Genomic DNA, 12,462 nt, shown 5'->3' with positions numbered 1-12,462 from the left:
CTTCCGCAGGTTGAACCGGCAGGTTAGGCCGGCTTGCGGGCGGGGACAAGGACTTGACAGGCGTCGCGCCTACAACAGGCGGGAAGCCTCCAGCGCCGCGCGCACCGGGGCGTAGCTGCGGCGGTGTTCGGGGCAGGGGCCGTGTTCGCGCAGGGCGGCGAGGTGCAGCGGGCTGGGGTAGCCCTTGTGGCGGTCGAAGCCGTACTGCGGGTACTGCGCGTGCAGTTCGTGCATGCGTGCGTCGCGGGCGACCTTGGCGAGGATGGACGCGGCGGAAATGGCGGGGTCGAGGGCGTCGCCGCCGACCAGTGCCTCGCCGGGGCAGGGCAGGTCGCGCGGGAGCTTGTTGCCGTCGATGCGGGCGAAACCGGGTGCAGGTGACAGCCCGCGCAGGGCGCGCGACATGCCGGCCATGGTGGCCTGGAAGATGTTGAGGCGGTCGATCTCGTCGGCTTCGACGAATGTGATGTGCCACGCCAGCGCGTGTTCGCGGATCAACGGGTACAGCACGTCGCGCTTGCGCTCGCTGAGTTGCTTGGAATCGCTGAGGCCGGCGATGGGCTTTGCGGGGTCAAGGATCACTGCTGCCACGCAGACCGGGCCTGCCAATGGGCCGCGTCCGGCTTCGTCCACGCCTGCAATCAGGGGTTGTGGTGAGGGTACGGCGCGTGCGATATGTCCCGGCATCAGCGAACCCTCAGCCCGGCCCTCTCCCGGAGGGAGAGGGGGACAGCAGTTCAGTCACGGCGTCTGCGGCGCGTGCGGAGGCGTCGCGGCGCAGGGTTTGGTGGAGGGCGAGGAAGCGCGGCTGCAGGGCAGCCACGGCATCGGCATCACGGAACCAGTGCAGCAGCGCGGCGTGCAGGTTTTGCGGTGTGCAGTCGTCCTGCAGCAGTTCGGGAACCAGCGTTTCGTCGGCCAGCACGTTCGGCAGGCTGACGTGCGCGGATTTCAGCAGGCCAAACGCCTTGACGATGGCGTAGGTCAGGCCGGAAATGCGATGACCGATGACCATCGGTCGCTTGCACAGCATCGCTTCCAGCGCGGCGGTGCCGGAGGCCAGCAGCACCACGTCGCTGGCGATCATCGCGCGCTGGGCATCGCCGTCGAGGATTCGGATGTTTGTCTCCTCCCACTGCGTGCAGGGGGAGGCCGGGAGGGGGTATGCCTTTGCGATCTGTTCGATGGCGGCGTGGCATTGCGCGTTCGCCGCGGGCACCAGCACGCGCAGTCCGTGTACGTCACGTTGCAGCATCGATGTTGCTGCAAGGAATACCGGCAGCATGCGCTGGATTTCGCCGAGGCGGCTGCCGGGCAGCAGGGCAAGGATCGGTGCGTCGGCAGGTTCGCCCAGCGCAGTGCGCGCGGCGGTGCGGTCGGGTTGCAGTGCAATCGCATCGGCCAGCGGATGGCCGACGAATACGGCATCAACGCCATGCTTCGCGTAGATCGCAGGCTCCATCGGGAACAGGCAGAGCACGCGGTCGGCACTCTGGCCGATTTTCGCAGCGCGGTTTTCGCGCCATGCCCATACCGACGGGCTGACGTAATGCACGGTGCGCACGCCGCGCTGCTTCAGCCATTTTTCGACGCCGAGGTTGAAGTCGGGTGCGTCGATGCCGATGAAAACATCGGGCTTCGCATCCAGCACGCGCTGACGAAACGTCTTGCGCAGTTTCAGCAGGCGCGGCAGATGCGCCAGCACTTCGGCAAGGCCCATCACCGCAAGCTCGCTGGCATCGCACCATGTGTCCATGCCGGCGGCGCGCATGTTGGGGCCGCCGATGCCGACGAACTGCGCATCCGGAAAACGCGCGCGCAGTGCTTCGATCAGGCCGGCACCGAGCTGGTCGCCGGAGGTTTCGCCGGCGCAGAGGGCGATGCGGATAGTGCGCGTGGTCATTGCACGCAAGTATCGCCGAGGCGGGCAGCGGGCACCACGGCCCAAGTCGCTCCCCGATACTCGCTTTGTTGGGCCGGATGCCCGCTACCCGCACAGGGGAGTTCGCGGATGCCCACTATCGCAACAGCGGTCTTTCGCCGCCTTCGATGAAGTCGAGCATCGCGCGCACGTCGGCACTGCCGGCGTTGGCGATTTCGTCCAGTTCTGCGCGGGCCTCGTCCAGCTTGGTATCGCCCATGTACAGCGCGCGGTAGGCGCGCTTGATCGCGGCGATGCGGGTGGCGTCGAAGCCGCGCCGCTTCAATCCTTCGGCATTGATGCCGCGCGGGCGCGCGTACTTTTCCTGCGCCACCATCAGGAACGGTGGCACGTCGCCGTTGACGAATGCGCCCATGCCGATGAAGGCGTGGTTACCGATCCGGCAGAACTGGTGGACGCCGGCAAAGCCGCTCAGGATGACGTGGTTGCCCACGGTCACATGCCCGGCCAGCGTGGCGTTGTTGGAGAACACGCAGTCGTCGCCGACGATGCAATCGTGGGCGACATGGCAGTACGCCAGTATCCAGTTGCGATGGCCGATGCGGGTGATGCCGCCACCGTCGCCGGTGCCGCGATTGAGAGTGACGAATTCGCGGATCACGTTGCCGTCGCCGATTTCCAGCGTCACGCGCTCACCGCGATATTTCTTGTCCTGCGGCTCGCCACCGATGGCGGCATGGCCGTGGAACACGTTGTCGCGGCCGATCCTGGTCGGCCCTTCGATGGTGCAATGCGGGCCGATGCGGGTGCCGTCGCCGATTTCCACTTCGGCACCAATCACCGCATACGCGCCGACCTGCACACCGGCACCAAGCCGTGCGGATGGATCGATGACGGCGGTGGGGTGGATCAGCGGCGCAGCGTCGGCCATGCCGTCAGCTCCGTGCGGCTGCGCACAGGATTTCGGCGCAGGCGGCCTGCTCGCCATCGACACGGGCCACGCCCACGTACTGCGCCATGTTGCGAATGCGGCGCTTGAGTTCGACTTCCAGCTCCAGCCGGTCGCCGGGGGAGACCATGCGGCTGAACTTGGCGTTGTCCACCTTCACCAGATAGAAGGTTTCGGTCTGCGGATTGGCCGGGTCCGCCGAAAGCTGGGTCAGCAAACCGCCGGCCTGCGCCAGCGCTTCCACCACCAGCACGCCCGGCATCACCGGGTTGCCGGGGAAATGGCCCTGGAAGAACGGCTCGTTGATGCTGACGTTCTTGTAGGCCAGCACGCGCTTGCCCGGTTCCAGTTCCACCACCCGATCCACCAGCAGGAAGGGATAGCGGTGCGGCAGCAGGCGCTGGATGTCGATGGCGTTGACCGGCAGGGTCACGTTGTGGATGGTGTCGGTCATTCGCTGTCCTTGTCGCCGGCCCGGTGCTGCCGGGCGATGCGGTCGAGTTGCTTGAAGCGCGCGGCGTTCTTGCGCCAGCTGCGATTGTCCATCAAAGGTGTGCCCGAAGAATACTCGCCGGGCTCGCGGATGGAATGGGTGACCAGCGACATCGCGGTGATGGTGACGCGATCGCAGACTTCCAGATGGCCGAGGATGCCGGCGGCACCACCCACCAGGCAATAGCGGCCGATGCGCGCGCTGCCGGCCACTGCCGCGCAGCCGGCCATCGCGGTATGCGCGCCGATGCGCACGTTGTGGCCGATCTGGATCTGGTTGTCCAGGCGCACGTCTTCTTCCAGCACGGTGTCGCCCAGCGCGCCACGGTCGATGGTGGTATTCGCGCCGATTTCGCAATCGTCACCGACCACCACGCCACCAAGCTGCGGCACGTTGACCCAGCGGCCTGCATCCATCGCAAGGCCAAAGCCGGCGCTGCCCAGCACCGCGCCGGGCAGGATGCGCACGCGCTTGCCCAGCCGCACGCGGGTCAGCAGGGTCACCCGCGCCTGCAGTTCGCAGCCTTCGCCGATGTCGCAATCCTCGCCGATGATGCAGCCGGGGCCGATCACTGCGCCTGCTGCAATCCTGCTGCGTGCGCCGATGCTGACGAAGGGGCCGATGTGTGCGCCGGGATCGACCGTTGCGGAAGCATCAATCGCTGCGCTTGGATGGATGCCGGCTTCACGCGCGGGCAGGCGCTCGAACAGCGCGGCGATCCGCGCGAATGCGACGTAGGGATCGCGCGCGATGAGTGCAGTGCCGGGCCAGTGCTGTGCGTCGTCGGCGCGCAATACCACCACGCCCGCACGCGCTTGCGCGAGCTGGGCGCGGTAGCGCGGGTTGGCAAGGAAGGCCAGTTGCGTGCTGCCGGCATCGGCCAATGTGCCAACGCCGGCAACGTTGCGGTCAGTGCCGCGCAGTTCAAGCCCGAACCGTTGCGCCAGTTCCGAAGCCTTGAGGACGGGCGCGGTCATGCTTCGGCGCGGCCGTTACAGCTGGCCACCGAAGTTGAACTGCAGGCGTTCGATCTGGTCGCCATCCTTCTTGCGGATCGGCATTGCGTAGCTGATCGACAGCGGGCCCATCGGCGAACGCCACAGCAAGGCAATGCCGGCAGACGCACGCAGTTCGCCGGCATCGAAATTGTCGAAGCCGTCATAGACGTTGCCGAAGTCGAGGAAGGCCGAGACGCGCGCAGCCGGGCTGTCGAACAGTTTCGGGAAGATCGCCTCGATCGAGCCTGCCACCAGGAACGAGCCGCCCAGCGGCTGACGATAGCCGCTGGTGACTTCGTAATACGGGCCCAGCGTGTTGTCCACGAAGCCGCGCACCTTGCCGGAGGAGGAGATGCCGCCCGCGTAGAAGTTCTGGAAGAACGGCAGGCCGCTGGCGGTGACCGTCTTCTGGAAGTCGGACGAGGTGGTCTCGCAGGGAACGCTGGGTGTGGCGCCGGGGACGACGGTATCCAGCACGCCGTCACCATCGCTGTCGGTGTAGGTCGGCGGCGTGTAGCAGAGGTTGCGGGTGAAGTCCTTGCCGTAGGAATCGCCATACCCCAGGTTCATGCCGGTTTTCAGCACCAGCATCGGGTTGAGCGGCCAGTACTTGGCGATGTCGTAGGACAGCTTGAAGTACTCGACCGTGGAGCCGGGCAGGGCGATTTCCGCGGACAGGCTCTGGGTACTGCCGGTCACCGGGGTGAAGTAGTTGTTGCGGGTGTCGCGGCCCCAGCCCAGCTGCGCGCGCCAGGAGTGGAAGGTGCGCTGGCCGACGGCATCGATGTAGTCCACCAGCGGCTGCGGGGTGGAACCGCTGAACGCCAGGATTTCGTTGGTGTCGATGCCGAACATCAGCGAGACCGAGTCGCTCTCGCTCAGCGGCAGGCCCAGGAACATCTGCGCCGCGCCGCTGTTGGTCGAGTACGAGGCCACGTTGAAGGCGGAGTAGTCGAACTCGCGCCACCACAGGTTGTAACCCAGTGATAGGCCTTCGTCGGTGAAGTACGGGTTCATGAACGAGAAGTCGTAGCGCTTCTGGTAGGCGCTGCGGTTGACCGCCACCGACACCCGGTTGCCGGTGCCGAGGAAGTTGTTCTCGGACAGTTGCAGCGACAGGTTGAGGCCGGTCAGCTGCGAATAGCCGACGCCGGCGGAAATGCTGCCGGAGGTGGTCTCCTTGACGGTATAGACCACATCGACCTGATCGTCCGTGCCGGCCACCGGCTCGTTCTCGACCTCGACGCTCTCGAAGTAGCCCAGCCTGTCCAGACGCACCTTGCTGCGGTCGATCGCCGCCTGCGAGTACCAGCTGCCTTCGAACTGGCGCATCTCCCGGCGCAGCACGGTGTCGGCGGTGCGGGTATTGCCCTTGAACACGATCCGACGCACGTTGACGCGCGGGCCGGGCTGCACCTGGAAGTCGATGCCCACGGTGCGCTTGTCACGGTCGATGGCCGGCACCGGGTTGACCCGGGCAAAGGCGTAGCCGATGTTGGCCAGGCGCGCGGTGATGGCGTTGGTCGCAAGTTCCAGCAGGCCGCGCGAGAAGGTGCTGCCGGGGCGGATGAAGGAGACGATGGTTTCGATCTCTTCCTTCGGCAGGATGGTCTCGCCGGACACGCTGACCTCGGAGATGCTATAGACCTCGCCCTCGGTGACGCCGGCGGTGATGAACATGTCCTTGCGGTCGGGGCTGATCGACACCTGGGTCGAATCGATGCTGAAATCGACGTGGCCGCGGTCCAGGTACCAGGAATTGAGCTTCTCGATGTCGCCGGACAGTTTCTCGCGCGAGTACTGGTCGTCGCGCTTGTACCAGCTCAGCCAGTTGCTGGTCTGCGATTCCCAGCCTTCGCGGATGTCCTCTTCCGCGAACGAATCGTTGCCGATCAGGTTGATGTGGCGGATCTTCGCGGCCTTGCCTTCCTTGATGTTCAAGGTCAGGTTGACGCGGTTGCGATCCAGCCGCTCCACGCTGGGCGTGATCTGCACGCTGTACTTGCCGCGGTTGTTGTAGGCGCGGGTCAGTTCCTGCGTCACCCGGTCCATGTTGAGTTCGTTGTAGGTCTCGCCCTCGGCCAGGCCGATTTCCTTCAGGCTCTTGGTCAGGTCCTCGGTCTGGAGATCCTTGTTGCCGCTCAGGGTCAGCTTGTTGATGGCCGGGCGTTCGACCACGGTCACCACCAGAATGCCGCCCTGATGGTCAAGGCGTACGTCCTGGAAGAAGCCGGTCTTGTACAGCGCGCGCAGGGCTTCGGCGGCCTTGGCCTGGTCGAGGGTGTCGCCGCGCTCGACCGGCAGGTAGGTGAACACGGTGCCGGCGCCGATGCGCTGCAGGCCGTCGATGCGGATGTCGCTGACCGTGAAGGGTGCGAACGCCGTCTGTGCCCAGGCCGGCAACGAAAGCGCCGAGGCGAGGGCAAGGGTGAGCAGGCGGCGGGACAAGGGTCGGGTCATGCGGAACATCCTGTTGTGGGGTCGGCCCGTCCGGGGACGGCCTGTTGGGTGGCATCCTGTCAGGGGTGCCGTGGCGCGGTTGCGCCGGTGCTGCGGGTGGAACGGTGCGTCATGACATCAGGCGCAGGATGTCATTGTAAAAGGCCAGCCCCATCAGCCCCGCGATCATCGCAAGGCCAAGGTACTGGCCGGTGGCCATTGCGCGTTCGCCCAAGGGACGACCCGTGACCAACTCGATAAGGTAATACAGCAGGTGGCCCCCGTCCAAGACGGGGATCGGCAGCAGGTTGATCAGGGCGATACTGACCGACAGCAAGGCCAGAAAGTTCAGGAACCAGGCCGGGCCGCGCTCGGCGAAGTCATTGGCGGCCCTGGCGATGGTCAACGGCCCGGACACCGTGTTCTGCACGGAGATCCTGCCGGCGAAGGCGTGGCGCACCAGATCCACCAGTTGCCGCATCTGGTAGCCGGTCTCGCGCAGGGCGGCGGGAATCGCCGCCAGCGGCCCCAGCCGCAGCACGGCGTCCTTGGCCGGCTCGCCCGCTGCGGCACGCTCCACGCCCAGCAGCCAGTGGCTACCGCCCGTCTCGTCGGTGAAGCGGCGCGGGGTGATTTCCAGTGCCAGCCGCTGGCCGTCGCGCTCCACCTCGACCATGCCCGGGCCACCGCGTTCGCCCAGCGCGGCCACCAGCGGGCCGATGTCCTCGAAGCTGGCAACCGGGGTGGCGTCGATGGCGGTGATGCGGTCGCCTTCGGCCAGCAGGCCCCAGGCGGGCTGGCCTTCCAGCACCTTGCCCACCAGCGCCGGTTGCAGGACGTGGCGCGGCAGCAGGCCGATGGTGCCCAGCAACCGCATCTCGTCGGTCTCGGCGGGTAGCCGGTCCAGCGGCAGGCTGCGGCGGGTTTCGCCGCCGTCCTCGCGCTGCACCCGCAGCGGCACCGGTTTGCGATCCAGCCCGGCCACCATCAGCGCCATTTGCAGTTCGCTCCAGGTGGGCGTTTCGCGTTCGCCCACGGCCAGCACGCGCTCGCCCGGTTGCAAGCCGGCCTGCGCAGCGATGCCCTCGGCGCGGCCCACCACCGGGGCGTAATCGGGACGGCCGATCACCAGCATCGCCCACAGCAGGCCGAAGGCCAGCAGCAGGTTCGCCAGCGGGCCAGCAGCCACGATCGCCATCCGCTGCCACACCGGCTTGCGGTTGAAGGCGCTATCCAGCTCGGCGGCGGGCACGTCGCCCTCGCGCTCGTCCAGCATGCGCACGTAGCCGCCCAGCGGGACTGCGGCGATCACATATTCGGTGCCGTCGCGGCCCGTGCGCGACCAGAGCGGTTTCCCGAAGCCCACCGAGAACCACAGCACCTTCACCCCGCAGCGGCGCGCCACCCAGAAGTGGCCGAACTCGTGGAAGGTGACCAGCACACCCAGCGCGACCAGCAGCCACCACAGCGAGGCAAGGAAGGTGCTCATGCGGCGCTCGCGGCGATGCGGGCGCGTGCATGCCGGCGCGCTCCGGCGTCGGCAGCCAGCAGCACTTCAAGCGAATCGGCGGACTGCGGCGGCATGGCGTCCAGGGCGGCGGCAACGGTGTCGGGAATGGACAGGAAACCGATCTTGCCCTGAAGAAAGGCTGAAACAGCTTCTTCGTTGGCGGCATTCAGCACCGCAGGCGCGGTGCCGCCGGCGTCCAGTGCGGCGTAGGCAAGGCCCAGCGCGGGGAAGGCGTCAGCATCCGGCACCTGGAAATCCAGCCGCCCGCCTTGTGCCAGCAGATCCAGCATCGGCACGCCCGAAGCGATCCGCTTCGGCCAGCCCAATCCCACGGCGAGTGCGGTGCGCATGTCCGGCAGGCCCAACTGCGCCAGCGTGCTGCCATCGGCGAAATCGACGAAGGAATGCACCAGCGACTGCGGATGCACCAGCACACCGATGCGCGCGCCGGGCAGGCCGAACAGGTGATGCGCCTCGATGACTTCCAGCCCCTTGTTCATCAGCGTGGCCGAATCGACGGAAATCTTCGGCCCCATCGACCACTTCGGATGCGCCACCGCCTGCGCAGGTGTCACTTCCGCCAATGCCTGACGTGTCCAGCCCCTGAACGGGCCACCGGACGCGGTCAGGGTGATGCGCGCAGGCGTACTGCCATCGGCAAGACACTGAAAGATCGCATTGTGTTCACTGTCGATGGGCACGATGGTCGCGCCGTGCGCACGCACTTCGCGCATCAGCAGCTGCCCGGCCAGCACCAGCGATTCCTTGTTCGCCAGCAGCAGGCGCTTGCCGGCGCGCGCTGCGGCAAGCGTGGATGCCAGCCCGGCAGCACCGACGATGGCGGCGATCACGGTATCGCAGGCGTCGCTTGCAACCAGTGCGTCCAGTGCTTCGCAGCCCGCGTGCGGCTGTGTGGTCAGCCCGGCCTCGCGCAGGCCGTCGCGCAGCGCCGTAAAGCCGCCTGCATCGGCAATCACCGCGTGATCCGGGCGATGCAGGCGGCACAGGGCGAGCAGGGCATCGACCTTGCTGCCAGCGGCCAGCACGCTGGCGCGCATGGCATCGGGATGACGCGCGATCACGTCCAGCGCGGATGCGCCGATGGAGCCGGTTGCGCCAAGCACGGCGACGCGCTGCATGTCCACGCCGTCAATCCTCAGAACCCGAACCAGGCCTTGCCCAGCGCGAACACCGGCAGCGCGGCCAGCACGCTGTCCACCCGATCCAGCACGCCGCCGTGGCCGGGGATCAGGGTGCCGGAATCCTTGGCCCCGGCATGCCGCTTGAGCAGGCTTTCGAACAGGTCGCCAGCCACCGAAAAACCGACGGTCAGCGCCGCGACCAGTGCAATCGCCGGCAGTTGTGCTGGCGCTGCGCCGATCAGCAGGGCGCCGACCACGGCCACCAGCATCGCCAGCACGATGCCGCCCAGCAGGCCTTCGATCGTCTTGTTGGGGCTGATCCGTGGCGCAAGTCGGCGTGCGCCGAACCAGTTGCCGCCGAACTTGCGCCCGGTGAAGTAGGCACCGCTATCCGCCGCCCACACCAGCATCAGCGCCAGCAGCAGCCAGCAGTGGCCGCGTGGCTCGCCTGCGTGGATCACGCCCAGCGCGCACCAGGCCGGCACCACCGCCAGCGTGCCGGCGGCCAGCTTGAACATGCGCGCGTTGCCATCGTGATTGGAAGCGAAGTCGTAATGGCGCAGCCAGATCAGCGCCAGCAGCCACCAGACCACGCCGATCACGATCACCAGTTGCAGCAGCGGCAGCGTGCCGCCTAGCGGCGAACGCGAACCCCAAGCCAGCGCCACCATCAGCGCCAGGTTGCAGGCCAGCAGCACGGTGCGCGCCAGCGTGTCCTCGACATCGGCCAGCTTCAGCCATTCCCACAGCGCCAGCAGGAACACCAGCGCGCACAGCGGCATCAGCCATTGGGTGGGCAGCAGCAGGATCGCGCCGATGACGGCCGGGGCCATGATGAGTGCAGCCAGCACGCGCGTCTTGGTCACTTGCTTTCCCCTGTCTGGTTGGCCACCTGCGCGCTGGTCAGGCCGAAGCGGCGTTCGCGACCGGCGTAGTCGTCCAGCGCCTGTTGCAGCGTTGCGGCATCGACATCCGGCCACAGCGTATCGGTGAACCACAGCTCGGTATAGGCCAGTTGCCACAGCAGGAAGTTGCTGATGCGCAGCTCGCCGCCGGTGCGGATGAACAGGTCGGGTGCGGGCAGGTCGGCCAGCGCCACGTGCGCGCCCAGCATGTCCTCGTCGATCTGTTCGGGCTGCAGGCGACCTGCGGCCACTTCGGCAGCCAATGTGCGCGCGGCATGCGCGATGTCCTGCCGCCCGCCGTAGCTGGCGGCGATGGCCAGTTGCAGCCGCGTGTTGCCGGCGGTCAGGGCTTCCGCTGCCTGCATGCGGGCGAGGATGGCGGCATCGAAGCGCGATCGGTCGCCGATGAAGCGCAGGCGCGCGCCCAGCCGGTGCAGTTCATCCACTTCGCGTTCCAGCGCGCCAAGGAACAGCTTCATCAACCCGCCCACTTCTTCCGCCGGGCGGTTCCAGTTTTCGCTGGAGAACGCGAACAGGGTCAGCGCGCCAACCCCGTGATCGAGGCAGAACTCCACGCAACGCTTGACTGCGCGTGCGCCGGCGCGATGGCCGATGATGCGCGGGCGGCGGCGCTGCTGCGCCCAGCGCCCGTTGCCATCCATGATGATGGCGATGTGGCGGGGGATCTGTTTCGACGAATCCTGCGTCATGGCATCTGCACGGACGTAGTCGGGCCGCCGTGAGCGCAGGCCAGGCAAGGAAGAGGCGAACGAGACGGCAGGAGCGTACGGGCAGTACGTGACTGCCGTCGAGGATGCCGATGACGCAGCATGGTCAAGCGCAACAGGCCCGATCAGACCGCCATCAGTTCCACTTCCTTCGCCTTGATAACCTCGTCAACGTCCTTGATCGCCGCATCCGTGATCTTCTGGATCTCGGCCTCGGTGCGCGCGCTTTCGTCCTCGGTGATCTGCTTGTCCTTCAGCAGTTCCTTGACCTGATGGTTGGCGTCGCGGCGGATGTTGCGGATCGCCACCTTGGCGTCTTCGCCCTCGCCATGCACGACCTTGGTCAGGTCCTTGCGGCGTTCCTCGGTCAGGGCCGGGATGTTGAGGCGGATGGTGGTGCCGGCGGTGTTCGGGGTCAGGCCCAGGTCGGAGGCCAGGATCGCCTTCTCCACCGCGCCGACCACGGTCTTGTCCCACGGGGTGATGACCAGCGAGCGCGCATCGCCCACCGACACGGACGCCACCTGCGAAAGCGGCACTTCGCTGCCGTAGGCGACCACCCGGATGCTGTCCACGAGGCCGGTATTGGCGCGGCCGGTGCGCACCTTGACCAGGTTGTGGCGCAGCGATTCGATGCTCTTGGCCATGCGGGCCTGGGCATCCTTCTTGATTTCGTTCAGCATCGCGCGGCTCCGTGGCTCTGTGGCAAGCCAGCAATTATACGGCGCAGGCGCGCTGGCGATGCGCTCAGCGGCCTGACGGGTGGACCAGGGTGCCGATCTTCTCGCCGCGCAGGATGCGCAGCAGCACGCCCGGCTGGGCCATGTCGAAGATGCGCAGCGGCAGCCCGGCATCGCGGCACAGCGCGAACGCGGCGGTATCCATCACCTGCAGGTCGCGGGCGAGCACCTCGTCGTAGCTCAGGCTGTCCAGCTTGACCGCGTCGGTGTGCTTCTTCGGGTCCTTGTCATACACGCCATCGACCTTGGTCGCCTTCAGCAGCAGGTCGGCACCGACCTCGATCGCGCGCAGCGCCGCGCCGGAATCGGTGGTGAAGTACGGGCTGCCGACGCCGGCGGCGAAGATGCACACGCGGCCCTTTTCCAGATGGCGCATCGCGCGGCGGCGGATGTAGTCCTCGCACACGTCGTTGATCTTGATCGCGCTCATCACCCGGCAGCGCGCGCCCAGCTTTTCCAGCGCGTCCTGCATCGCCAACGCATTGATGACCGTGGCCAGCATGCCCATCTGGTCGCCGGTTACCCGATCCATCCCGCCAGCAGCCAGCCCCGCGCCACGGAAGTGGCGCTGGTGATCGGCGGCGGCAACATCTTCCGCGGCGCGGGCCTGGCCGCCGGCGGCATGGACCGGGTGACCGGCGACCAGATAGGCATGCTGACCACGGTGATCAACGCG

12 protein-coding genes are annotated in these 12,462 nt (G+C 67.1%); all 12 read right to left on the bottom strand.

What is annotated here, in order from left to right; translation table 11 throughout:
• Positions 1–69: 69 nt before the first annotated feature.
• Positions 70–687, bottom strand: a complete 618-nt coding sequence (gene rnhB / locus QM612_RS05600; RefSeq protein WP_415252911.1) for a ribonuclease HII — start codon at positions 685–687, stop codon at positions 70–72.
• A 10-nt stretch (positions 688–697) separates the two neighbouring features.
• Complete coding sequence (gene lpxB / locus QM612_RS05595) at positions 698–1,903, bottom strand: lipid-A-disaccharide synthase (RefSeq protein WP_415252910.1); 1,206 nt, start codon at positions 1,901–1,903, stop codon at positions 698–700.
• A gap of 115 nt (positions 1,904–2,018) precedes the next feature.
• Positions 2,019–2,813 carry an acyl-ACP--UDP-N-acetylglucosamine O-acyltransferase gene (gene lpxA / locus QM612_RS05590; protein ID WP_415252909.1) on the bottom strand — a complete coding sequence of 265 codons (795 nt, stop codon included), beginning with the start codon at positions 2,811–2,813 and terminating at the stop codon, positions 2,019–2,021.
• 4 nt (positions 2,814–2,817) lie between these two features.
• Entirely contained in the window at positions 2,818–3,285 is a 468-nt protein-coding gene (gene fabZ / locus QM612_RS05585; protein ID WP_415252908.1) for a 3-hydroxyacyl-ACP dehydratase FabZ, read from the bottom strand.
• Positions 3,282–4,301 carry a UDP-3-O-(3-hydroxymyristoyl)glucosamine N-acyltransferase gene (lpxD, locus tag QM612_RS05580; RefSeq protein WP_415252907.1) on the bottom strand — a complete coding sequence of 340 codons (1,020 nt, stop codon included), beginning with the start codon at positions 4,299–4,301 and terminating at the stop codon, positions 3,282–3,284. The genes fabZ and lpxD overlap by 4 nt, the downstream gene beginning before the upstream one ends.
• A 15-nt stretch (positions 4,302–4,316) precedes the next feature.
• Entirely contained in the window at positions 4,317–6,782 is a 2,466-nt protein-coding gene (bamA, locus tag QM612_RS05575; protein WP_415252906.1) for an outer membrane protein assembly factor BamA, read from the bottom strand.
• A gap of 109 nt (positions 6,783–6,891) precedes the next feature.
• Positions 6,892–8,250, bottom strand: coding sequence for an RIP metalloprotease RseP (rseP, locus tag QM612_RS05570; RefSeq protein WP_415252905.1), 1,359 nt, complete (start codon positions 8,248–8,250; stop codon positions 6,892–6,894).
• Positions 8,247–9,410, bottom strand: coding sequence for a 1-deoxy-D-xylulose-5-phosphate reductoisomerase (gene dxr, locus QM612_RS05565; protein WP_415252944.1), 1,164 nt, complete (start codon positions 9,408–9,410; stop codon positions 8,247–8,249). Before dxr ends, rseP begins: the two co-directional genes overlap by 4 nt.
• Before the next feature lie 17 nt (positions 9,411–9,427).
• Positions 9,428–10,279, bottom strand: coding sequence for a phosphatidate cytidylyltransferase (locus QM612_RS05560; RefSeq protein WP_415252904.1), 852 nt, complete (start codon positions 10,277–10,279; stop codon positions 9,428–9,430).
• Complete coding sequence (gene uppS / locus QM612_RS05555) at positions 10,276–11,028, bottom strand: polyprenyl diphosphate synthase (RefSeq protein WP_415252903.1); 753 nt, start codon at positions 11,026–11,028, stop codon at positions 10,276–10,278. The genes QM612_RS05560 and uppS overlap by 4 nt, the downstream gene beginning before the upstream one ends.
• A 143-nt stretch (positions 11,029–11,171) precedes the next feature.
• Entirely contained in the window at positions 11,172–11,729 is a 558-nt protein-coding gene (frr, locus tag QM612_RS05550) for a ribosome recycling factor (protein ID WP_415252902.1), read from the bottom strand.
• Between the two features lie 64 nt (positions 11,730–11,793).
• The gene (pyrH, locus tag QM612_RS05545; RefSeq protein WP_415252943.1) at positions 11,794–12,432 is read right to left on the bottom strand and encodes a UMP kinase; all 639 of its coding nucleotides are present in this window, start codon (positions 12,430–12,432) and stop codon (positions 11,794–11,796) included.
• Positions 12,433–12,462 lie beyond the last annotated feature (30 nt).

It is taken from the genome of Thermomonas sp., from assembly GCF_047606765.1.
In the GTDB taxonomy this organism is placed as follows: domain Bacteria; phylum Pseudomonadota; class Gammaproteobacteria; order Xanthomonadales; family Xanthomonadaceae; genus Thermomonas.
This window is presented reverse-complemented; position numbering and strand designations above follow the sequence as displayed.

Bases quoted from the DNA above. Each gene is read 5' to 3' on its own strand.
- rnhB (WP_415252911.1), bottom strand. From the start codon at position 687: ATGCCGGGACATATCGCACGCGCCGTACCCTCACCACAACCCCTGATT.
- lpxB (WP_415252910.1), bottom strand. From the start codon at position 1,903: ATGACCACGCGCACTATCCGCATCGCCCTCTGCGCCGGCGAAACCTCC.
- lpxA (WP_415252909.1), bottom strand. From the start codon at position 2,813: ATGGCCGACGCTGCGCCGCTGATCCACCCCACCGCCGTCATCGATCCA.
- fabZ (WP_415252908.1), bottom strand. From the start codon at position 3,285: ATGACCGACACCATCCACAACGTGACCCTGCCGGTCAACGCCATCGAC.
- lpxD (WP_415252907.1), bottom strand. From the start codon at position 4,301: ATGACCGCGCCCGTCCTCAAGGCTTCGGAACTGGCGCAACGGTTCGGG.
- bamA (WP_415252906.1), bottom strand. From the start codon at position 6,782: ATGACCCGACCCTTGTCCCGCCGCCTGCTCACCCTTGCCCTCGCCTCG.
- rseP (WP_415252905.1), bottom strand. From the start codon at position 8,250: ATGAGCACCTTCCTTGCCTCGCTGTGGTGGCTGCTGGTCGCGCTGGGT.
- dxr (WP_415252944.1), bottom strand. From the start codon at position 9,410: ATGCAGCGCGTCGCCGTGCTTGGCGCAACCGGCTCCATCGGCGCATCC.
- uppS (WP_415252903.1), bottom strand. From the start codon at position 11,028: ATGACGCAGGATTCGTCGAAACAGATCCCCCGCCACATCGCCATCATC.
- frr (WP_415252902.1), bottom strand. From the start codon at position 11,729: ATGCTGAACGAAATCAAGAAGGATGCCCAGGCCCGCATGGCCAAGAGC.